Annotated in this window: 16 protein-coding genes; 10 read left to right on the top strand and 6 right to left on the bottom strand. The window is 58.8% G+C overall.

Annotated elements, in window-relative coordinates:
- Nucleotides 1–384 precede the first annotated feature (384 nt).
- Nucleotides 385–1,023, top strand: a complete 639-nt coding sequence (locus HKD24_RS11930; RefSeq protein ID WP_228124368.1) for a TetR/AcrR family transcriptional regulator — start codon at nucleotides 385–387, stop codon at nucleotides 1,021–1,023.
- A gap of 271 nt (nucleotides 1,024–1,294) precedes the next feature.
- Nucleotides 1,295–1,501, top strand: coding sequence for a cold-shock protein (locus HKD24_RS11925; protein ID WP_024717199.1), 207 nt, complete (start codon nucleotides 1,295–1,297; stop codon nucleotides 1,499–1,501).
- A 68-nt stretch (nucleotides 1,502–1,569) separates the two neighbouring features.
- On the opposite strand, the gene HKD24_RS11920 is transcribed toward HKD24_RS11925, so the two are convergent.
- The gene (locus HKD24_RS11920) at nucleotides 1,570–2,469 is read right to left on the bottom strand and encodes a LysR substrate-binding domain-containing protein (RefSeq protein ID WP_194260479.1); all 900 of its coding nucleotides are present in this window, start codon (nucleotides 2,467–2,469) and stop codon (nucleotides 1,570–1,572) included.
- A gap of 117 nt (nucleotides 2,470–2,586) precedes the next feature.
- Between HKD24_RS11920 and HKD24_RS11915 the strand changes: the two genes are divergently transcribed.
- On the top strand, nucleotides 2,587–3,657 hold the full coding sequence (locus HKD24_RS11915; RefSeq protein ID WP_322783314.1) for a YeiH family protein: 1,071 nt from the start codon (nucleotides 2,587–2,589) through the stop codon (nucleotides 3,655–3,657).
- A 13-nt stretch (nucleotides 3,658–3,670) separates the two neighbouring features.
- On the opposite strand, the gene HKD24_RS11910 is transcribed toward HKD24_RS11915, so the two are convergent.
- Complete coding sequence (locus HKD24_RS11910) at nucleotides 3,671–4,747, bottom strand: saccharopine dehydrogenase family protein (protein WP_194260477.1); 1,077 nt, start codon at nucleotides 4,745–4,747, stop codon at nucleotides 3,671–3,673.
- 122 nt (nucleotides 4,748–4,869) lie between these two features.
- Here HKD24_RS11910 and HKD24_RS11905 point away from each other — a divergent pair, with 122 nt between their 5' ends.
- The 4 genes from HKD24_RS11905 (at nucleotide 4,870) to HKD24_RS11890 (ending at nucleotide 8,099) form a co-directional block, all read left to right on the top strand.
- Entirely contained in the window at nucleotides 4,870–5,298 is a 429-nt protein-coding gene (locus tag HKD24_RS11905) for an Lrp/AsnC family transcriptional regulator (protein ID WP_194260476.1), read from the top strand.
- Nucleotides 5,299–5,471: 173 nt separating this feature from the next.
- Nucleotides 5,472–6,452 (top strand): ABC transporter ATP-binding protein, encoded by a 981-nt coding sequence (locus HKD24_RS11900; protein WP_194260475.1) that lies wholly within the window; start codon nucleotides 5,472–5,474, stop codon nucleotides 6,450–6,452.
- Nucleotides 6,449–7,273: an ABC transporter permease gene (locus tag HKD24_RS11895; RefSeq protein ID WP_194260474.1), complete on the top strand. Its 825-nt coding sequence runs from the start codon at nucleotides 6,449–6,451 to the stop codon at nucleotides 7,271–7,273. Before HKD24_RS11900 ends, HKD24_RS11895 begins: the two co-directional genes overlap by 4 nt.
- A 1-nt stretch (nucleotide 7,274) precedes the next feature.
- Nucleotides 7,275–8,099 (top strand): ABC transporter permease, encoded by an 825-nt coding sequence (locus HKD24_RS11890; protein ID WP_194260473.1) that lies wholly within the window; start codon nucleotides 7,275–7,277, stop codon nucleotides 8,097–8,099.
- 11 nt (nucleotides 8,100–8,110) lie between these two features.
- Here the strand turns inward: HKD24_RS11890 and hpxZ are convergent, their stop codons facing one another.
- Nucleotides 8,111–8,512 carry an oxalurate catabolism protein HpxZ gene (gene hpxZ, locus HKD24_RS11885; RefSeq protein WP_194260472.1) on the bottom strand — a complete coding sequence of 134 codons (402 nt, stop codon included), beginning with the start codon at nucleotides 8,510–8,512 and terminating at the stop codon, nucleotides 8,111–8,113.
- A 173-nt stretch (nucleotides 8,513–8,685) separates the two neighbouring features.
- Between hpxZ and HKD24_RS11880 the strand changes: the two genes are divergently transcribed.
- The 3 genes from HKD24_RS11880 to HKD24_RS11870 all read left to right on the top strand — a co-directional run bounded on the left by HKD24_RS11880 (nucleotide 8,686) and on the right by HKD24_RS11870 (nucleotide 10,560).
- Entirely contained in the window at nucleotides 8,686–9,018 is a 333-nt protein-coding gene (locus HKD24_RS11880) for a hypothetical protein (protein WP_194260471.1), read from the top strand.
- Nucleotides 9,019–9,073: 55 nt separating this feature from the next.
- On the top strand, nucleotides 9,074–9,454 hold the full coding sequence (locus HKD24_RS11875) for a VOC family protein (protein ID WP_194260470.1): 381 nt from the start codon (nucleotides 9,074–9,076) through the stop codon (nucleotides 9,452–9,454).
- A gap of 95 nt (nucleotides 9,455–9,549) precedes the next feature.
- Nucleotides 9,550–10,560, top strand: a complete 1,011-nt coding sequence (locus HKD24_RS11870; RefSeq protein ID WP_194260469.1) for an MYG1 family protein — start codon at nucleotides 9,550–9,552, stop codon at nucleotides 10,558–10,560.
- An 86-nt stretch (nucleotides 10,561–10,646) separates the two neighbouring features.
- Here HKD24_RS11870 and HKD24_RS11865 read toward each other — a convergent pair whose 3' ends face one another.
- From HKD24_RS11865 to HKD24_RS11855, 3 genes are all read right to left on the bottom strand, one after another.
- Nucleotides 10,647–11,999 carry an inorganic phosphate transporter gene (locus HKD24_RS11865; RefSeq protein WP_172493232.1) on the bottom strand — a complete coding sequence of 451 codons (1,353 nt, stop codon included), beginning with the start codon at nucleotides 11,997–11,999 and terminating at the stop codon, nucleotides 10,647–10,649.
- 164 nt (nucleotides 12,000–12,163) lie between these two features.
- Nucleotides 12,164–13,030, bottom strand: coding sequence for a DNA/RNA non-specific endonuclease (locus HKD24_RS11860; protein ID WP_194260468.1), 867 nt, complete (start codon nucleotides 13,028–13,030; stop codon nucleotides 12,164–12,166).
- 100 nt (nucleotides 13,031–13,130) lie between these two features.
- On the bottom strand, nucleotides 13,131–21,554 hold the full coding sequence (locus tag HKD24_RS11855) for a GH36-type glycosyl hydrolase domain-containing protein (protein WP_228124367.1): 8,424 nt from the start codon (nucleotides 21,552–21,554) through the stop codon (nucleotides 13,131–13,133).
- Nucleotides 21,555–22,015 lie beyond the last annotated feature (461 nt).

The raw sequence follows: 22,015 nt of genomic DNA, 5'->3' as shown, positions 1-22,015 counted from the left end.
CTTCAATCAGAGGCTCCCAGATCGCCCATGTCTCGTCCGTAAAAGTGCCTGTTCCGTCTCCTTCTTCCATCCCTATAATATGGGAAGTGTTTCAAGTGCTAACAGGCCCTAATAAATACGGCTGTAGACAGTTCTGAATTACAGGTGCCCCTCACCTGCATTTGACCAAAGGCGTTGGGGTTCCAGCTTCCTAACGCCTAATGCACCATGTAGTTACTTACACATATCGCAGGGGTGCACTAGCATGAAATCACGTTACGTTGATATTTTTTCTCATTTTGTGTGTGATCTTTTGCGGCACTTCCATTTTATGGCAGTTTCCCGCAAAGAGAGCGCTCCTATTGAGTGCGGAACAGGCGACTGATGCCCCCTGAGAAAAAAAGAATGTCCATCTCCGTAAAGACGCGTGTCAGGGACGCGGAAGCCACGAAACTACGCATTCTCGAAGCCGCAAAAAAAGAATTTTCAAAAAATGGCCTCGAAGGCGCCCGGGTCGATGCAATTGCCCTGGATGCAAAAGCCAATAAGAGGATGCTGTATCACTATTTCAAAAGTAAGGATGGCCTCTTCAGGACAGTGCTGGAACGGGAATATCTGAATATCCGGACCGAAGAGACGAAACTCGATCTGGAAAATCTTCCCCCCAGAGCCGCACTTGAAACGCTCGTCCGTTTCACTTGGGAGTATTACATCAGAAACCCCGAGTTCATCACACTGGTTAACAGCGAAAACCTTTGCCAGGCGGTCCACATCAAGAACTCCCCTACCCTGAGAACGGTCAGTCAAAAATTCATCCGCCGCATTCAGGCCTTATTGGATCGCGGCGTGCGGGAAAACGTCTTTCGCGAAGGCATTGATGCAGCGCAGCTCAACATCACCATCGCCTCGATCAACTATTATTATTTCACGAACCGCTTCACGGGCGCGGTAATCTTCGAGCGGGATTTCACATCCCCCGAAGCCCTGCAGGAAAGAATTACCTTCAATATTGAAACAATCTGCCGCCTTGTCTGTAAGAATTAAGACCAATTTACAAACTGTGTTAATTACATAACGGCTTTGGAAATGGTCTGAATTCAGGATATCATCGGACCCGATATTGAATTCCTGTTACAATTTATTTTCCTGCAAACCGAGTTTTCTCTTGCACTCACGGGCGATTTAACGTCTATCTGATGTCGGCAGGTGCTCCTGAGCGGGTTTTCGACGCATGTTGCGTCATTCGTTCCCCTTAAGAGTTATGATTTCGTGCGTATCTTGTGCACGACTGCTATTGTTAAAAAGGAGCCTTGTTATGGCAACAGGCACCGTAAAATGGTTTAATTCCACCAAGGGCTTTGGTTTCATCCAGCCTGACAACGGTGGCCAGGATGCGTTCGTTCACATCTCTGAACTCGAGCGCGCTGGAATGCACACCCTCAACGAAGGTCAGCATGTCTCTTACGAGCTCGAGTCTGGCCGCAATGGCAAGACGTCGGCAGTGAGCATCAAGGCAATCTGATTGCCCTGCTGTACATTCCGATGTGCAGAAAGCCGCCCGTCAGGGCGGCTTTTTTTATGCCTGCTCGCCTAAACTTTCTGATTTTTTACAGCTCTGCCCGCACGCTCGATCATGTCCAGCAACGCATCAGCCGCAGGGCTTCGATAACGCTCCTTGTGTCGTAACCCATAGAAGAAGCGGGTTTCCAGCACGTTGGACGCAGCATGCAGTGTTCCGGCCAGAAGTGCTGGCGCGACGACTAGCGACGACAAAGCACCGACCCCTGCCCCTGCCTCAATAGCAGTCCGTACACTTTCGTTTGATGGAAGAACGAGACTGATCTCCAACTCTCCCGGGAGGATATCGAGGCTTCGAAGATAATGTTCCAGAGTGGCACGCGTCCCGGAACCGGGCTCCCGCATGACCCAGGGCTGAGCTTTTAGCCAGTCTTTCCCCACGGGTTCGGAAACCCGGTCTTCTGCCTGCACGATGATGAGATGATCTTCGCCCAGAGGCCACTGCGCCAGAACCGGATCATCGACGATGGCTTCCACAATCCCCAGTTCAGCCTCACCTTCCCGTACTTTCCGCGCTGCTTCTTCGGTGTTGCTGATCGCAAGTTCTACGGTGATCTGCGGATATTTCCTGTGGAAAGCGACCAGGATGGGTGGAAGCCAGTAGGCCGCCGTCGTCTGGCTGGCCACGGCTTTCAGCGTTCCCCGTTTCAACCCGCTGATATCGTCGAGAACATGCTCTGCCGCTGTCGCCTGGGCGATGACAGCGCGGGCTTCCGGCAAAAAAAGACGTCCGGCCTCGGTCAGACGGATGCCCCGCCCCACCCGGTGAAACAGCTTGACCCCATAGCGTCCTTCCAGAGCGGCAATTGCGGCCGAGACGGCTGACTGGGTCACATTCATCGCCCGGCTCGCAGCGGTGACATGTTCGCGCTCGGCGACAGCGATGAAAAGACGGAGCTGATCAAGGGTCATGATGGTCTGATAGCACAATTCATCGATTTTCCTGATTGGGATCAGAAAAATTATGCGTTGGAACGATTGGTTTGCGATCTCCTAAATCGTCATCAAGGAGAAAGTATCGTGAAGTCCATAACGCGCCCGGGATATCATTCGCCATTTCCATCCATTGCTCTGACAAATTCCCGTATTCCGGGGATTAGCCTCTGCATCGGAATTACGGTTCTGGCTTACGGTCTCGAAGGTCTGGAACGGGCGCTTACAGGCAAGGCGTTTCTTGAAGCACTCAATCTTGCACTGGTTGCCGGTGTTGTCTTCCGCTCCTTTTACAAACCGGCAGCATCTTTTCAGCCAGGCATAAAATTCTGCTCCAAGACGCTTCTCAACATTGCCATCGTCATCCTGGGCACGACTTTCAGTCTGCAGGCTGTCCTCTCTGCCGGACCGGAACTCCTGCTGTCTGTCATGGGTATGGTGATTTTCAGCCTTGTTTTCACCTGCTGGGCCGGACGGCTGAACGGTCTTTCGCCAACCCAGACGCTTCTTGTGGCCTGCGGCAATTCCATTTGCGGCAATTCCGCAATCATGGCGGCAGCACCCGCCGTTCATGCCCGTGACGAGGATGTTGGCGCAACGATCGCCTTTACCGCGGCAGGAGGCCTTGCGGTCGTACTCGGACTACCGTTTCTGCTGTCCTGTCTGCACATGCCAGACATCGCAAAAGGAGCCGTCGCGGGACTGACGGTTTATGCCGTCCCGCAGGTCATGGCGGCGGCTTTCCCTTTCGGACCTGCAGCATTGCAGATGGGAACGCTCGTCAAGCTGATGCGCGTTCTGATGCTTGGTCCGGTCTGCATCGCTCTTTTATTTCTGGCCGGTCGAGCAGACAGAAATGACCCCAATCCGGTCGCCGACCGCTTCGGCCAGCGTCAAAAGCTGACTTCCCTCGTTCCGTGGTACATCATCGGGTTCATGCTGATGGTTATCATCCGCTCATTCGGTGTCATCCCATCAGCCCTGATTGCGCCTCTCAGCCAGACAGCCACTTTCCTGACCATTCTGGCAATGGCGGCGCTTGGCCTGGGAATTGATATTCGCTCCGTCTTCCGGGCCGGTCGGCCGCTGGTGCTGACAGTGCTGATGTCTCTCACAGGCCTTGTTAGCGCCAGTCTCCTTCTGGTCCGGCTTTTGATGTGCCACTGAGGCAACAGGAGGCTCAGCCCTCCTGCTGGTAAACCTGTCCGTATCGGTTAGCCAGATAGGCATCGAGGGGAATGTCTTCCTGACGGACAAAGCCACTGGTCGGGATTTTTCCTTCGGCAAGCAGATCCAGAACGGCGCAAATCGAGCCCGCTGTCGTCAACTGGATGGCTGTGCGATAGCCGCCCATAAAGTCCTGCGCCTGAATGGTCCGGGCCAGCGTTTCCTGGTGCTGTCTGCCATGACGCGTGCCCGTGACGATGACCGAGAGCACCACCAGATCCTGAGATGTCCCGGGAATGGCATACGTGAAAATATCCTGAAGGATGTGGCGGCGTTCCGACAGGCGCAGATCCGACAGCAGCACCTTCATGATGTCGCGATGGCCCGGATAGCGCATGGTCCGGTAATTAAGCTCGCGAACCCGGCCTTCATAGGTCTCACACAGCGATCCAAGTCCGCCTGATGTGTTGAAGGCCTCGTAGATAACACCGTCCACGCCGAGCGTTTCCATGCCATCGAGCGCAGGAACCAGTGCCCGCCTGCCATTCACAATGGCTTCGCAGGGCTCGATATATTCGTTGATGAGACCTTCCGTGCTCCAGGTCAGGTTGTAGCCAAGGGCATTGGAGGGGAAACGTGGCAGTGCACCGACGCGCAGCCGGATCGTATCGACCTCATCGAAATGCCCGGCCAGATCATGCGCAGCAATGGAGACAAAGCCCGGCGCCAGACCGCATTGCGGAATGAACGCTGTTGAGGCGCCCTCGGCCAGAGCCCTGACGTCCTTTGTGGAGGCGACATCCTCGGTCAGGTCCAGATAATGCACGTCCGCCACTGCTGCTGCTTTGGCGACGGTCCGTGTCAGGTGGAAGGGCAGCGCGGAAAGAACGGCAAACTGCCCCGCAAGCAGTGCGGGATCGAGGCCCTGTGCAATATCGGCCGTCCGGCGCACGATCCCTTCCGGCAGTTTCAGGCTCTTGAGATAATCCGCGTGACAGTCGAGCAGCGTCACTTTGTAGCCACCGTGATGGAGAAGTTCTGCAATGGCCGAACCGATCTTGCCTGCGCCTGCGACTGTAACCTGCTTCATGGTGATGATCCTGTTCCGGAAGTGTTATGGAAATAATCATGACCGAAGACGACGGATCTCAAGTGGCAGGCTGACGGCAAAAAGCCGTTTCCATTGGCAGATTGCCGGATATAACAGGCAGAATGACGGATCAGATCGACCAGGCCCTTCTCGATATCCTGCGCCGCAATGCGCGCACCCCTACTGCTGCGCTGGCCCGCAGGCTGGGAATATCCCGTACGACGCTTCAGGGACGAATGGAACGTCTGGAGCGGCAGGGTCACATCCGGGGCTATACGCTTCTGGAAAGCCGGGATGACGATCTGGTGCGCGCCCATGTTTCGATCGTCATCACACCACGCTACAGCCAGAAGGTTGAGCGGGATCTGAAAATGCTGCCGGAACTCCGGGAACTGCATGCCGTCAGCGGAGCCTCGGACCTGATTGCCCTTCTTGGCGCCTCAACGACTGAAAACATCAACAGGGCGATTGACGATATCGGACAGATGGATGGCGTGGAACGGACCGTTTCGGCGATCATCCTGTCAACGCGCTTCAGAAAGGGAAGCTGAAACGCTGTACATCTTGCCCTGCTTCAGGCAGGTCCAATGGCAAATAATTCGAAAGAATATCCGGCAATACAGGCTCCAATTTTCGGCTCCGTATTAGAAACTTATTGCTTTCATTATTCTCCGCTGGTCACTGTTTCTGAAAAATCTCCTCCCCCGCCCATCACGGAGCCCTGATGCAGACGCCTCTTTCCACTTCAGACGCCATTACGGTCCGTGATCTGCGGAAAACCTATCGTATCCGCGAAGGGGGAAGCTGGCGGGGCAAAACGCGGGACATTGTTGCGCTGGACGGGATTTCCTTCTCCGTGCCCAAAGGCCAGATCGCAGGGTTCATCGGCCCGAATGGTGCGGGAAAATCGACGGCGATCAAGATCCTCTCCGGCATCCTGCGTCCGAGTTCAGGAGAGGTGCAGGTCAACGGGCTGGTTCCGTGGACAAACCGTGTGGCCCATGTCGCGCGAATTGGCGTCGTGTTCGGGCAACGCACCCAGTTGTGGTGGGATCTTTCGGTTGGCGAGGGTCTCGCTCTTCTACGCGATATTTATGGCGTCGAGCCTGAGCGCTTCGCCCGCAACCGCGCCCGTCTGGCAGACGCACTTGATCTTGGCGGGATCATGGACCAGTCGGTGCGTCAGCTTTCCCTCGGGCAGAGAATGCGTGCGGAAATCGCGGCATCCCTTATCCATGATCCAGACATCCTTATTCTTGACGAACCGACAATCGGGCTGGATGCACCGTCCAAGCTCGCCGTCCGAGCCTTCGTGCATGAACTCTGCCAGGACCGGGGCACTACCGTCCTGCTGACCACCCATGACATGCACGATATTGAAGCTCTCGCAGAGCGCGTGATCGTCATTGGTCACGGCCGCATCCTCGCAGACAGCCCGTTCGAGGACCTGCGGACGACAACCCTGTCCGAGCGTATTCTCGAACTCGATTTCCATGATACGCCCCCCGAACTGACACTCCCCGCCGGCGCCAGCGAAACCGCGCGCGAGCCCCACAGTATCACGATCACTTTCGACCCACGTCAGATCCCTGCCCCGGCTCTCGTCGCGCATGTGGGTCATCTGCCGGGTCTGGATGATCTGCGGATCAGCCGCCCTTCGATCGACGAAATCATCACGCGTTTCTATGCGGATCACGCGGCATGAGCCTGCGTCCCTATCTCACGGCCTTTGGTCTGCAATGGAAGATCGGCCTGCGATACCGCATCGCGGTCGTCGCCGGACTGGTGGCGCAGATGTGGTTCGGGGCCGTGACGTTGATGGCCTATGCCTCCGTCTATCATGCGGCTCCGGATGTGCAGGCACCGCTCTCGCTGCGACAGGCCATGACCTATACCTGGATCCAGCAGTCGCTTTTCACGCTTCTGCCGCTGGGCTGTCTGCCTGCTATCGGAGACGCGGCCCGGACAGGCGCCATCGTCTATGACCTGCTTCGGCCAGTCGATATGTGGAACTGGTGGCTCTCTGCCAGTCTGGCGCGACTGCTGGGGAACGCCGTGCCCCGTGCGGTCCTGCTGGCCTGCGTGGCCGGACCGCTTGCCATGCTTGTTGGTCTGGGAGCCTGGAGCCTTGCCCCCCCTGCGAGCCTGATATCCGCAATCCTTGCCCTCGTTTCCATTACGCTCGGTGCGCTGCTTTCCGCCACCATCGTCATGGGATGGAACATCCTCACGGCCCGTACGCTTTCCCCGCTGGGAAGCTACGCGGTGGGAACACCTCTGGCCGTCCTGCTGTCCGGGATGCTGCTGCCCCTGCCGCTTTATCCCGACTGGATCCGCCCGTTCCTGCTTGTGCAACCCTTCGCCGGCATTACCGATATCCCGATCCGCATCTATCTCGGAACGCCCATTCCCGGTGGCGTTGCGACAGGTCTGGGCCTGCAGATCTTCTGGCTTGCGGCCCTGACGCTCCTTGGGCGGCTGTGGATGCGTCAGACCGTGAACCGACTGGAGGTGCAGGGTGCCTGACATGCCACACTCCCCTTCCCGCACGCTTGGCCCGGTCGGACTGTATCGGCGGATGGCCGGTGCTTCGATCGTGGCGCAGCTGCGCTATCCCGGCACCTTCATCATTCAGGCCATCGGCAATTTCGTTACGACGCTCCTCAGCTTCTTCGGTATCTGGAGCCTGTTTCACCGCTTCGGCAGCATCGCGGGATGGGACATCGGCACGGTCGCCGTCCTGTACGGTCTGGTGAACGTGGCTTTTGCCGTGGCCGAGACGCTGGGACGTGGGTTCGAGGTCTTTGGCGGGGAATATGTCCGGACCGGTAGTTTCGACCGCCTGCTTCTGCGTCCACGCTCAACACTGCTCCTGCTTCTTGGCCATGAACTGCGCCTGCGGCCGATCGGACGCTTCCTTCAGGGGTTGTTCGTGCTTGTTGCCGGTCTGTGGCTCGCCCCGCATGTGCAGTGGAGCGCGCTGCTCGTATTGCCCTGGGCCGTTGCGGGCGGGGCCGCCATGTTCCTTGGCGTCCTGATCGGACAGGCCGCACTCTGCTTCATCACCGTTGAAGGTCTGGAAGTCGTCAACGTCCTGACCTATGGCGGTGTGGAAGCCGGACAGTACCCGCTGACCATGTTCGGCCGCTGGCTGCGGCGCTTCATCACCTTCGTTCTGCCGCTCGCTGCCGTCTGCTACTACCCGGCCCTGTTCTGCCTCCGCCATCCGGACCCGCTAGGTTTGCCAATCTGGATCGGTGCCCTCTCGCCATCCGCGGGATTCGCGTTTCTCGGCGTCATGGTTTTCGCCTGGCAGCGGGCCGTGGCCGGATATGTCTCCAGCGGAAGCTGATCTTTGCAGGGTTACGATGTCGTCCCCATCAGCGACACATGGGCTGCGATGATCTTCCAGCCCTCGGGCGACCGGAACCATGTCTGGCTCTGTCGCCCGATCCGGTCTGACCCGATCCGCTGGAACTCCAGATCAACCGTCGCCACGTCTTTTCCAATGGCGGTCACCAGCCGCCGCAGGACTTCGCGTGGCGGAGAACCGCCAGTCCTGTTCCGGCGGAAGGCCTGGATCTCGTCAAATCCGTAAAGATTTTCGCCAACCCCATAACGCACCGTCTCGGCGCCATTGTAAAAAAGCGCGTCGAGCTCCAGTAGCGCATTGTCTCCAAGGGCTTTTTCGTAACGGTCCGACATGGCTGTCACTTCGGTGAGGACGCCCGGATCGTTCAGAACGGGATACTCGGCTGGGTTCATGCTCATTCTCCGCAAGTCATGTCCATAAGAGAACACCAGATCGTTCAAAAGAACCACCATCCCGCGAAACGATCAAAGCCATTGACCTTTCCGGAAGTCGGGAGCCAATAGTCGGTCAGACCCTGCATTTCCATGCGCTTTACTCCCCTTCCCGTCACGAGTAGGTTTCTGTCATGCGTTACGTCCTTCTTCCCGGCCTGCTTCTTCTTGCCTCCTGCTCCGCAGCGCCCTGGGTGACAGGACATACGGACAGCAAATGCATCCGTGAGCAGATGCTGACCGGCGCCAATGGCAATGACCATCCCTTCGCAACCGCCGCCAATATCTGTGCGGCCAAGGTTCGCAAGGATAATGGTGGCCATGACCGCCCGCTCGACGTACGCGACGACATGACGCTTCAGGCCATGGCAGAAAATCCGGATTACAACACGACCAGTCTTTCATTCGTGCCGCGCAATTCAAAGACCCGCATTCCGGGCGGTATCCGCAACATCAATATCGACTGAAGGCGCAGGTCGGTGTTTCCGCTGGCCGCCATACCCCTTGGAGGAATGAGTTTTCATGTTCAGCCACATCATGCTGGGGAGCAACGACATTGCCCGCTCCAAGAAATTCTATGATGCAACCCTTGGCGTCATCGGCTGCAAACCCGCAGATCCCAACGACAAGGGTCGTCTGGCTTATGTTCATGCCGGCGGTCGTCTGATCATCACCAGGCCGCTGAACGGAGAGCCCGCTACGGCCGCCAATGGCGGGACGATCGGTTTTGCGATGAACAGCGCCGAACAGGTCAATGCCTGGCACAAGGCTGGCGTGGAAAACGGTGGCGAAGCCATCGAAAATCCGCCCGGCATGCGTCACACGTCGATGGGCGACCTGTATCTGGCCTATCTGCGCGATCCGGATGGCAACAAGCTCTGCGCGATGTACAAGGCCGCCTGAAACCAACCAATCCCGGCAGTAAGGTTGTCTGCCGGGCTGCCCTGCGGCATGAAAGGGGCCAACACGTCCCTTTTCCCTGCCGCAGGTTTCTCCAGATGTCTGAACATACTCCCATTGGTCTCGAAAACGGTGCAGCGCCGGTCACGGCTCTCACCCATTCGGGCAATTTCCACGTCGATGAGACCATGGGTTATGTCATCCTGCACTATGCTCTCGCCCCGCATGGTGACCTGCGCGCACGCATCCTTAACGAAAAATCCGCCGATCGCCTGACATTCATCCGGACCCGCAATCCGGACATCATCAAGTCAGCCGATATCGTCTTTGACGTGGGTGGTCTCTACGACCCGCCGCATGGCCGCTACGATCACCACATGAAGGACAAGCCGCTGCGCGAAGACGGCACGCCCTACAGCGCCGCCGGCCTTCTGTGGAAGGATTACGGCCACGCTGCCATCCGCAACATCCTGAAGACCCCGGTTGATGACGCGACTGTGGATCTGATCTGGAAGAGCCTTGACAAGTCCCTGATTCTGCCGATCGATCAGGACGACAACGGCGTGGTCAAAATGGGCAAGCTCTCGCTGGCGGACATCGTCTCCGCGTGCAGCCCGCCCTGGGACACGGCCGAAGTCTATGGACGGCAGGAAGCGCGCGCCCGTGAATCGCTTGGTTTCGCCAATGCCGCCACAGCCGTCGCATCCCACCTGACCAATGTCGTGGACCGCGTCCGCGCCAGCCTCAAGGCGACGGACCGCGTTCTGGCAGCTTATGAAAATGCCGAAGACAAGCGCATCCTCGTCATGGGAACCGGCATGCCGACCGAGAAAGTCATTTTCGAGCACGAGTTGCCGGTCGTCTACGTGGTCTCTCCTGCCGGGCCGGAGCAGTGGAACGTCAAGGCCGTCCCGCCCGTGCGCGGGGATTTCGGGCAGCGCGTCTCCCTTCCCGAAGCCTGGGGCGGACTGGAGCGTGAAAAGCTGGCCGCTGTCTCCGGCGTGTCCGACGCCGTGTTTGCCCACCCTGCCCGCTTCATCTGCGGTGCAGGCAGCCGCGAAGGCGCCATCCGCATGGCACAGCTGGCTCTGCAGATCGCCGGGGTCTGAAATAAAAAAAGGACGCGATAGCAATATCGAGTCCCTTTCCCGATCAGGGCCGGAGCAATCATGTTCCGGTCAAAGAGTTCCGCCTATCAGGCCAGAACGTAGAAGACTGCCGCCGCAACACAGACCGTCACCGGCAGGGTCAGCAGCCAGGCCATCACGATCTTCGTCAGCATCTTTTTATTGATGCCGGAGCCTGCGGCCACCATCGTTCCGGCAACGCCCGACGTGATGATATGCGTCGTGGAAACTGGCAGACCGGTATAGCCCGCCGTCATGATCAGACCCGCGCCAACGACCTCGGATGCAGCACCCTGCGCCGGTGTCAGATGGGTCGTGCCGATACCTTCACCCAGCGTCCGCACAATCCGCTTGTAGCCAACCATGGTCCCGATCCCGAGGCACAGCGCGCTCAGCAGACGTACCCAGCCTGGCGCATATTCAACGGTCGGACGCAGTTCGGATGCAAGGTGGGATGCGAGCTTCCTGTCTGAATCCGATGCTGCCGGGTTGGCCGCAACCGACCGCAGACCGGACAGAACCTGATAAACATCACCGCGCAGTTCGGAGGGCGCTTCGGCTGGACCTTCCGTCTGCGAAAGACGGTTGATCGAAGCGACGGCATCGCCCTTGAAGGAATAACGGTCATACTGCGTGACCAGTGGCAGGGCCTGATGAGCGTCCTGGCGGATCTGCTCAATGCTGACCGGAGAAGCCGGGTTGAGCGCGAAGGCAGCGGGCATGATGCCGATGATCGTGAGCATAATCAGGCCGATGCTCTTCTGACCGTCATTGCTGCCATGCGAGAAGCTGACCAGCGTGCAGGTCAGAACCAGCACAGCCCGCACGATCGGGTTCGGTTTCTGCTCCGGCGTGGGTGCCTTGTACATTTCCGGCATCTTCACGAGGGATTTGATGAGAAAATACAGCAAAAGCGCGCCCACAAACCCCAGCAGCGGAGACACGGCAAGCGCGCGCAGCACCTTCCAGATCTGGCTCCAGTCCACACTGTGGCCGAGTTCGCGGGCATGAACGAAGGAGTCACCGATCGCGATGCCGACCAGAGATCCGATAACGCAGTGCGAGGACGAGTTCGGAATTCCGAACCACCAGGTCATCAGGTTCCAGGCCAGGGCGGTCCCGAACAGCGCGACCAGCATCGGAACGGCCGGATTTCCGCTTGGCGGCGAGAGAACGTCCGGGGGCAGAAGTTCCACGAGCGCATAAGCGACGGAAATGCCGCCCAGGATCACGCCCAGAAGGTTCATCAGCCCCGACCAGACAACGGCAACGGTCGGCTTGAGCGAATTGGTATAGATGACAGTTGCGACAGCATTGGCCGTGTCATGAAAGCCATTGGCAAATTCAAAGACACAGACCAAAACAAAACAGAGGCACAGCGCGACGAGCGATGTCGCCGAAGACGGGTCAAAATGGAGCATAAGGTCCGGTTTCCGTTATTTTGAACCTTGCCTTAATCCATCTTAATCCTTTTTGATTGTGACATTCCTGCTTTTCATAAAACGTTCACAGTAGGAGCCGGGGACATATAAAGTATAAGAGCTGACACCATTTTTGACGCCTTCAGGCCGCTACACGACGTCACTTACTGGATAAGCGCTTTGACAAGAGCCTTGAGGGCTTTCTGCGCGGCCTTCGAGCCCCATTCCCGCAGAAGTTCCTTGGCCTGTGGCTGTCTTGAAAGCGCTTCCGGTGTCTCGCGGATCGGGGGCATTGCGCTGACATGATCTTTCAACGCAGCCGGAAGCGCGGGAAACGGATCGATATTTACAAGCTGGGTCAGCAGCGCCACGCTCGTGATCTTGCAGGTTGGGTGGCGCGTGTTCAGACAGACATATGCACCTGTCCCGTTGGCTGCCGGATCGTAGATCGCCTTCCAGGTCACGGCCGGAACCGGAATACGGCCCTTTCCAATGGTCCGGACGTGCTCCGGATCATAGCCGGGACCGGTTACGACAAAGATCTCCCCTTCCTGCCGGGCCCATCCCCGCACGGCACTTTCGACCCCTTCCCAAGGCCCGCGGTTCAATTCCGCTGTTTGCGGGACGATGTTGGAAAGCAGGAAGGATTGCTGCTGCGCATGAAGGCCCGCCTCATCCCCGCTCGGGGTCATGTGACCACGATCATATCCGGAAGACCGGTAATCCTCGAGCGAGGCGCGCATGCTGAAAGGCAGCCGTGTATCGACGAAAAAACTGCCCTGACGGCGTGTCCGGTCCGCAATTTCCAGATTTTCTTCCGTCAGATCCTCGGCTGACCAGAGAGGGCCTTTACTGGCTTCCGAAGCAAGAACGGCATAACCGGAATTACAGAGTTGAACCGTGCCGATCCGGGCTGTCTCCCGCAATACCGCAGGTGGCGTTCCTTCGGCAAAGATTGCCGGGCACGTATCGGCCTGCGCCGGCAATACGAGAAGAAAAGACAGAACCGGAAGATACAGAAAATATTTCAACAGCGTCTCACACGCCCGGTCTCATACCATCCGTCCCGGGCTGGCCCGGTGTTAATGGATCATCCCCCTTCATACAACCAGTTGATTTTACAATCCGTTTTCATGGACCTCGCATAATGACCCCGATAACATGCTGGCCTCCGTCATCCTGCAGAATGATCGGCGCGCCGTCTGCAAGTGCGTTCCCGTTCTCGACAATTTCCACTGCGCCGCGGCTGACATGATCGGGATTGGTGACCTCGATCCTGTAGGTGGCCGTCTTCCAGCGCAGCGTCACCTCAAAACCTGGCCATTCCGGTGGAATGCAGGGTGACACGAACAGCCTGCCATCTTCGATCCGCACGCCCAGCAGGATCTCCATGCCCACACGCTGCATCCAGCCAGCTGATCCGGTGTACCAGGACCATCCACCGCGCCCGACATGCGGTGGGGCGGAATAAACATCTGCGGCAACCACATATGGCTCCAGCCTGTACTTTTCGGCGGCAGCGCCATCACGGGCGTGATGTACCGGATTGATCGTCGCAAACATGGCGTGAGCGGCTGCCCCGTCACCAAGGAGCGCTGTCGCCATGACCGTCCAGAGCGCCGCATGAGTGTATTGCCCGCCATTCTCACGCACGCCGGGCGGATAGCCGCGGATATAGCCGGGGTCAGGCTCTGATGTATCAAATGGCGGCGTCAGCACCATGATGATTTCATCATCCAGCCGGACCAGTTGTTCCCGGACAGCCTGCATGCCCCGCTGCGCCCTGTCCGGATCGCCCGTTCCGGAGATCACCGCCCAGGACTGCGCGATCGCGTCAATCCGCCCTTCCCGGTTCAGACGGCTTCCCAGCGGGCTGCCGTCATCGAAATAGGCACGACGGTACCAGTCCCCGTCCCAGGCGTTTTCGAGCGCGACTTTCAAATCCGTCAGCGCCTTTTCCCACAGCGCCACATGAGCCTGATCATCCCGCGCCTCTGCCAGTGGCAGGAATGCCTTCAGCGCCGATGACAGGAACCAGCCGAGCCAGATGCTCTCTCCCCGCCCTGCTTCGCCAACACGGTTCATCCCGTCATTCCAGTCTCCGGTTCCCATGAGCGGCAGACCATGAGCGCCCCATTTCAGGCTGTGATCCAGCGCCAGGGCACAGTGCTCGTACAGCGATGCCGTCCGTTCCGCCGTTTCCGGCTGGAGGAACCGTTCATGCTCATCCGGAGCAAGCACGGGAGCCTCCAGAAATGACACGGCTTCATCCAGAACGGATCTGTCACCGCTGACACGCACGTAATGTGCAACCGTGAAGGCCAGCCAGGAACAGTCGTCGGAAATCCGCGTCCGCACACCATTGCCCTTCTGCGGCAGCCACCAGTGCTGCACGTCCCCTTCCAGAAACTGCCGGGATGCCGCACGCAGCAGATGCTCCCGGACCAGCGCAGGTGCGGACGTCACAAGCGACATTCCGTCCTGAAGCTGGTCCCGGAACCCGTAGGCTCCACTCGCCTGATAGAAGCCGGCCCGCGACCAGATTCGGCTCGAAAGGGACTGGTACAGCAGCCATCCATTGAGCATGATGTCCATCGCCCGGTCAGGCGTGCGAACCTGAATGGCGTCTGTAACCGACTGCCAGCCCTGCTTCACCTCGTCCAGCACGGCATCCAGATCAGCGGTCCGGTATTTCGTCACCAGTTCCCGGGCATGTTCGGCATTCTGCCCCTGCCCCAGCAGGAAGACGAGTTCGGTATCCTCGCCCGGCGGCAGAGTGATGACGGTCTGCAGGGCCGCGCATGGATCGACACCTGCACCCACGATTCCTGCCAGATCCCCCCCTTGGGCGATCGCCAGAGGCGCAGACAGACTGCCATTGCGGCCTATGAAGGCCGCCCGGTCATCCATGCAGGATGTCTGCCGGCCCTGAAAATCCGCAAAAGCCACGCAGTCGCCAAACGTGTCTCCCCAGACATTCCGCGCCAGAACAGCCCCGGTCTGTGCATCGCGCTCTGACGAGACAAACGGCGCGGCTGACATGCGGGCGCGTCCCAGCACCCATTCCACATAAGCCGTCACACGGAGCGTGCGGGTATGAGAGGACCGGTTCACCAGACGGAGCCGCGAAATCCTGACCGGTTCTTCCTGCGGGACATAATGCACCAGCGTACTGGCGATCCCGCCTGCGACCCGTTCGAACCGGCTGTATCCCCGCCCGTGATATGCGACATAAACCGCAGCCTCGTCATGGCAGACAGAGGCAAGCGGTGACCAGAAAACCCGGTTTTCCTCATCGCACAGGTAAAACGCCTCTCCGGTCGGGTTGCTGACCGGATCGTTGCTCCAGGGTGTCAGCTGGTTCTCGCGGCTGTTTCCCGACCAGGTATAACCGCTGCCCTCTGCGGAGACCTGAAATCCGAAATGCGGGTTTGAAACCACATTGATCCACGGAGCTGGCGTCGTGCGCCGTCCCCGCAGGATCACAGCATACTCCATGCCCCCGGCCGTAAATCCGCCATAGCCATTCGCAAGCTCAAGTTCAGGCAGAGGGGGTGCCTCACCAGAAGCCCTGTAGGCCCTGCCAACCGACACCCGTCCAGTCTCCGCAGTTCCGTAACGGGCTGCCTCGGCCTGTGTGAGCTGATACTGCAGGCTGCCGCCCTTGCCCGAAAGCACCACGCGCGCTGCAGAAAACAGAAGTTCCTTCACGGCAACTGACATCAGACTGCCCCGGAGCAAGCGTATCGCGCCTGCTCCGCCACCCATCGGCGACGATCTTACAAGGGTTTCAAGCGCCTGCTGGAGTTCCTGAGCATAAGACGTCTGATGCTCGTTCAGGATGACCACGTCAACGGCCAGAGCCTTGATGCGGAAATATTCATGTGCCCTGAGTACCATGCGGGCGAGTTCGAAATCCTCGCTTTCGCTCACGACGAGCAGCAGGATCGGCAGGTCGCCGGAGATGCCCTGCCCCCACAGATCGGTCTGCCGCCCCGCACCGCGTCTGATACGTTCGGGAGACGCCCGCATCATTGGCCCTGCATAAAGCAGCGACCCTGCCAGCTGCTGGAACAGATCCGCCTGTGTCGGCCGGATATCGAGATGCCGCAACTGAACCTGCGCATGTGTCCAAGCCAAGGTCAGTGCGCGGTCAAGATCCGCCGGATCCTGATGCCGCTCGATGCTCTCCATCAGCCCGGCCCGTGTGGAGGAGACAATAGTCCAGAATGACAGCTTGCGTGTTGCGCGCGACGGAATACTCAACCTGCACCGTGCCGCAAAGATGGGATCCAGCACGGTTCCCGTGCTGCCAGAGAGCTCCGTCCGTCCCTGCAAGGCGCAGGGTGTCCGAAGATCATGCCCCCGCCCGACAAACCGTGCCCGGTCCGTCTCGATTGACAGTGCGCCACCTCCGACGATCAGGCAGGCGGCCCAGATTTCCTGTTCGCCAGGACTGCGGCGACGCCGCGTCGCGATGATGGCGCGACGTGAGGGAAGATACTCCGTCTGGACGAACATCTTCGCAAACGCGGGATGCGCCAGATCAGCGTCTGGCGGACACAGGGCCAGCTCGACATAGGACGTCACCTCGATTTCGACCGGCGCCAGTCCCGTATTGCTGACGGCAACGCGGCGCAGTTCGGCGTCATCTTCTGCCGAGACCAGCACATCCATTGCTGTCGTCAGTTCGCCATCCTGTCGCAGATACGTGGCGCGGTCCTCCCGGAACTCGACGCTGGCGTGATCCGCGGCAACACCGCAGGGCTGGAACCCCGCCGACCAGACGCGCCCGCGACCGATGTCCTTGAGGTAGATATAAGAGCCCCGGTTATCCAGCGTTCCATCCCCACGCCACCGCGTGACCGCCTGCCCGTCCCAGTGACTGTAACCGGAGCCTGCCGCTGTCAGCATGACACTGTACCGGCCATTGGACAGCAGATGCGTAACAGGCGCGGTACGGACATCCAGCGTGATGTGCCGCCCTCCCGGCGCCTGCCCCGTGGAGACGGGCGGCGGGAGCAGTTTTTCCTCCTTCATGGGTCTCGTAATCGCGCCCCCGGTCGGGGCCCGCTCCTGCAGCAGGAGTTCAGCTGCACCGATCATGGGTTCCCCATGAAAGCGCCTGCGCATGATCCCTTCAAGCACGCTGTCGGCGAATGCCAGAATGGACATCCCCTGATGATGCGCCATGTAAGACTGGACGATCGCGACCTTCTCTCCGGGCTGGAGACGTTCCTTGGTGTAATCGAGCGCTTCGTAAAACCCGAAAGTCCCCTGAGCCCCGAGCCCTTCCAGACGGAAGAAGTTCGTCACCGCCTTACGGGCATCCACCATTGCGGCCAGAGCCGTCGCATAGGGTGCAATCACGAGGTTCTGGGCGAGCCCGCGCTTCATCCCAAGGCCCGGCACGCCGAAATTCGAATACTGGTAATTATACTCCAGATCGCGGGCGTTATAGGCGGATTCCGAAATGCCCCAGGGCGTTTCACGCGCCTGTCCATACTCGATCTGGCGTCTGACAATCTGTCGGCTGGTTCCTTCAAGAAGGCTGTCAAACGGCGCTGCCATGATCAGCGATGGCATGAGATATTCGAACATGGAGCCCGACCAGGACACCAGAGCCTCTCCGCGCGCCACGGCCGCTACGGGCCGCCCCAGCCTGAACCAGTCCCGGGCCGGAATGTCGCCTTTCGCTACCGCGAAAAACACGGCAAGCCGGGCTTCCGAGGCCAGCAGATCGTAGCAGTTCTCGTCCAACGTCCCATCATTGACGACAAACCCGATCGACAGCAGACCGCGTTCGCGGTTGCGCAGGAAGCCGAACTCCATTTCCAGCGCCATATTCCGTGCCTGCGTAGCCAGGTCCTGCAACAGTCTGGCGGTCCGTATTCCGGCCCCGTCATCCCTCTGATCGCTGCGTATGGCCTGCTGGGCTGCATGGAGCCAGAACAGGATGTTCTCGGCGCCCGTTACGCAAGCCATGTCCTTCTCGGACGTCCGGCGTTCCGCCATCCCGTTCAGATGCCGGAGTGTTGCCTCGACATGCGTGACGAGAACGCCCAGCCTCTGTTCGACAAAGGCCTGTCCCGCGCTGTTTTCCGCCATTTCATGAAGAAGTGCGCGGACGTCCTGTGTGATGTCCTCCGCGCGGAACACATCGCTGCCGGAGGTCAGTTCGTGCTGCGCCAGATTCAGGGCATCCTGAACACCCTGCCTCCAGCCGTCATGGGACCGGCCCCTGCGCTCCCATTCCGCAAGCGTCCTGCCCAGCGTGATGAGATGCCCGGCCAGATTGCCACTATCCACGGTCGAGACATAAACCGGCATCATGACGGAAAGATTTTCCGTGCTGTACCAGTTGTAGAAATGCCCCTTAAAGCGTGGAAGCCGCGCCATCGTGCCGAGCGTTTCCCGGACCCGGTCCACGGCCTCTGACATACCAATCCAGCCGAAATCATGCGCTGCAACAACGGAAAGGAGATAGAGCCCCATATTCGTTGGGGACGTCCTGCGGGCCAGCAGACCTTTCGGCTCTTCCTGAAAATTATCGGGCGGCAGAAAATGATCGGATGCGGTGACGAAAGTCTCGAAATACCGCCATGTCCGTCGGGCCTGCATGCGCAGGAACGTGGTTTCTTCAGCAGTCGCCTCAAGCCTGCGGGCGGATACGCTGTACTGGCTCGCTTTCCATGCCATGAGTGGCGACAGAACCCAGACGCAGGCAAAGGGCAGCATGATGAGCCACACCTGCGGTGCCATAAGCGGCATCAATCCGAACGCGATGATCCCGAGAAGGATGGCACCGCCCATCTGGCGCACATATCCCACGATGCTCTCGCGCGGTGCTTCCGCGGCCTGCGCAGCCGTCACCCATTGCAGAAGATGCCTGCGCGTGACGAATACGCGCCCAAGCGTGCGGACAATCGCATCCCCCATCAGGCACGCCTGATCGGCCAGGAATACGAGGCAGAGCCCGGTCGTCAGAACGGTCCGTTTCAGGTCTGCGCCAAGCAGGGCAAGATAGCTGTCCACCGTCTCGCCCTGACGATGCTGGAGGGCATCAATCAGGAGGGGAAGAACGGCCGGAATGGCCACGGTTGCGACGATGCATGACGTCCAGACAAACGCATCATGCCCCCCGAGCATCCACCCGGCGAACAGCGCCGCCACGGCCATCGGTGCCGAGAGACTGCGCCGCAGATTGTCCAGCATCTTCCAGCGCGCAATCCCGGTCATGGGATTGGGGCGCATTCCGATCGTTGGAAGCTTTCCCATCCACGAAAAGATCCACGGCAGAAGCTGCCAGTCTCCCCGCGTCCAGCGGTGCAGCCGGGACGCCGATACCAGATAGTCCGTCGGAAATTCCTCGATGACCTCGACATCGGTGACAAGCCCGGCCCGGGCGAAAACACCTTCGAACAGGTCATGGCTCAGAAGCGTTCCTTCCGGTACGCGGCCTGCCAGGGCTGCCTCGAAGGCATCGATGTCATAGATTCCTTTACCCGCGAACGAGCCTTCGGAAAACATGTCCTGATACAGGTCGGAGACGGCTGCCGTATAAGGCTCGATCCCGTTGGGGCTCGAAAAAACCCGCTGGAACAGCGTGCTGCTCCGCGTTTTCGGCAGCGAAGGCGTCACACGCGGCTGAAGAATGCCGTATCCCTCGACGACACGCCCAAGCTCGGCATTAAATCCGGCCCTGTTGAGAGGATGGGCCAGTTTTCCGACCAGACGGCGCACCACTTCATAAGGCAGTCGCGTGTCGCTATCGAGCGTGACAATATATCGTACGTTCTGCGGGATGCGCTGTCCTGCAAGCGGTATGAAACTCGTATCGGACGCCCCGCGCAGAAGCCGGTTCAGCTCATGCAGCTTGCCGCGTTTACGCTCCCAGCCGATCCATTTCCCCTCACCTTCAGCCCAGATACGACGGCGGTGCAGAAGCAGGAAGCGATCCGCCTCCTGACCCGGCGCACCATAAGTCCGGTTCAACCGCGCGATCCCCTGTACCGCCTGTTCCAGCAGATCCTCGTCGCCTGCCCGGTGTTCGGTTGTGCAGTCTGTCCAGTCCGTCAGGAGCGCAAAGCTGATGTCCCCGTCCCGGCTGGCCAGATAGTGCTTCTCCAGCCGATCGACCATTTCCGCGACGGCCTCACGCCGGGTCAGAAGTGTCGGGACCACAACCATCGTCCGCAGTTCCGGGGGAATGCCCGCCTTGAGCTCAAGCGCCGGCAGTTCGGACACCGTGATGGCCCACATCAGGAACCGGTTCATTCCGGACACCACGGCATCCGAAGCCGGGATAAACCCTAGTATGAGCAGCAGCAGGAAAGCGCGCCCTGGCAGATAGCCGTTCATGAGCGACAGGAAGCCCGACAGGAGCAGCAGCGTCAGGAGCGTGACCGCAACGCTGTATCCGGTAATCCCCAGTCGCCGGCTGGCTTTTCCGATCTGCACACGCAAAGGCGCACGAAAAGCCAGTTCTTCTTCCAGGCCGGAACGCCCTTCAGCAATCAGATAATATCCCGGATCGGTCCGCCTTGGGTCGATGCTCTCTCCAAGTCGCGCATCCTGGGCTTTTGCAACGGCGAGGCTGGCAATATCGCATTCTGAAAAACGCGATCCCTTCGCCAGTTTTTCAACAGCGCGGCAGTACAGATGCCTCGTTGTGAAATCCATTCCCGAAAAGTCGCCATGCGCCGCCAGAATACGGCTGACGAGGCTGACCTCTTCAACCAGATCATTCCAGTCAGTGGTTGTCGTCAGTCTGATACTGTTGATGATATTGCGGATCGTCGCATTCAGCGCGCCCTGTTCCTGCATTTCGGCATGAACGACTGTTTCAAGATCCGTCCCTCTTTCCTGAAGCACTCCTTCGAGCCACAGAAATGCCAGATCCTTTTGAGGATCATGTCCCCGCAGGCGATGTGCAAACTGGACGAGAAATGCAGGCGTAAGCGACGCCGTTTCCACACCTGCGAGCACCCGCATGGTCTGCGGGCCGCCTGAGCCGCCATTTTCCGTCAGCGTATCGGCCAGCGCGTCTGCTTTCTCACGCGCCTGCAAATCGTCGCTGATTTTCCGGGAGATGCGACGCAGGTTCTCGATCAGCACAATGCGGATATTGATCGGCACCGCCCAGAGTTCACGGATGAGAAGCGGCTGGGTCTGCTGATATGTCTCAAGAAACCCGCGGATTGTCGCGGTATCGATATGGCTGTCAGTATGGGCCGCCAGAGCCCAGGCGATTTCGAATACCCGTGGCAACCCAGCAAACACGCCTTCCACAAGTTTCGGGAGGTCCCGGTAATATCCGGACGGCAGTTCCACCTTGATGGTCTGGATCTGCATGTCCATCAGGTAATAATTGTCGATCAGCCATTCAGCGGCGGGCGTCAGCTGCTCTCCCTGCTCGGAGGCATGGGACAGGGCAATATTGGCTTTCTGCAGAACGCGCGCATTGTCGTTCAGACGCGCGATCAGCGGGTTCCCGTAACCTGAAAACGCAGTCCTGGAATGTGAGGCAGCAAGACTGTGAGCATGCAAACGCATGCGATCCAGTCCAAACAGGTCCGCCCGGATGGGCGTTTCATCCCTCCAGCAATTGCGCGGAGCATTCTCGCGAGCCGTTGATTTCAGAAACCGGGCCCTGACTGACGCCCATGCGTCCGAAATGCTGTTAATTTTTATCATGCTCGACATCTGTACTGCCCTCACATAAAGGACGGAAAACCATCCAGGTGCCGGAACCAGACGTCAGAACAATATTACAGAGGGTAAGTTCTTATATTCCCTTCCAAACCCTCATCACTTTTTCTTTCCGAAAGTGCTCTACATACGAACATTTGCATTTTTATTTAAGTGTTTCATGTCTTTCCATTTCAAGCCACCCCGCCACACAGAAGAAAAAGAACATCCTGCAAACGTTCCTGCCAGATGGCGAAAACCGGGATTGTGCTCGGAACGTTGTTACCGGACACTCAGATTTATCTGAATTCAGACCGATCAATCAT

It is taken from the genome of Gluconobacter vitians (genome assembly GCF_015244565.1).
GTDB lineage: Bacteria > Pseudomonadota > Alphaproteobacteria > Acetobacterales > Acetobacteraceae > Gluconobacter > Gluconobacter vitians.
Note: the sequence above shows the minus strand (reverse complement) of the source record. Positions and strands in the feature narration are given on the sequence as shown.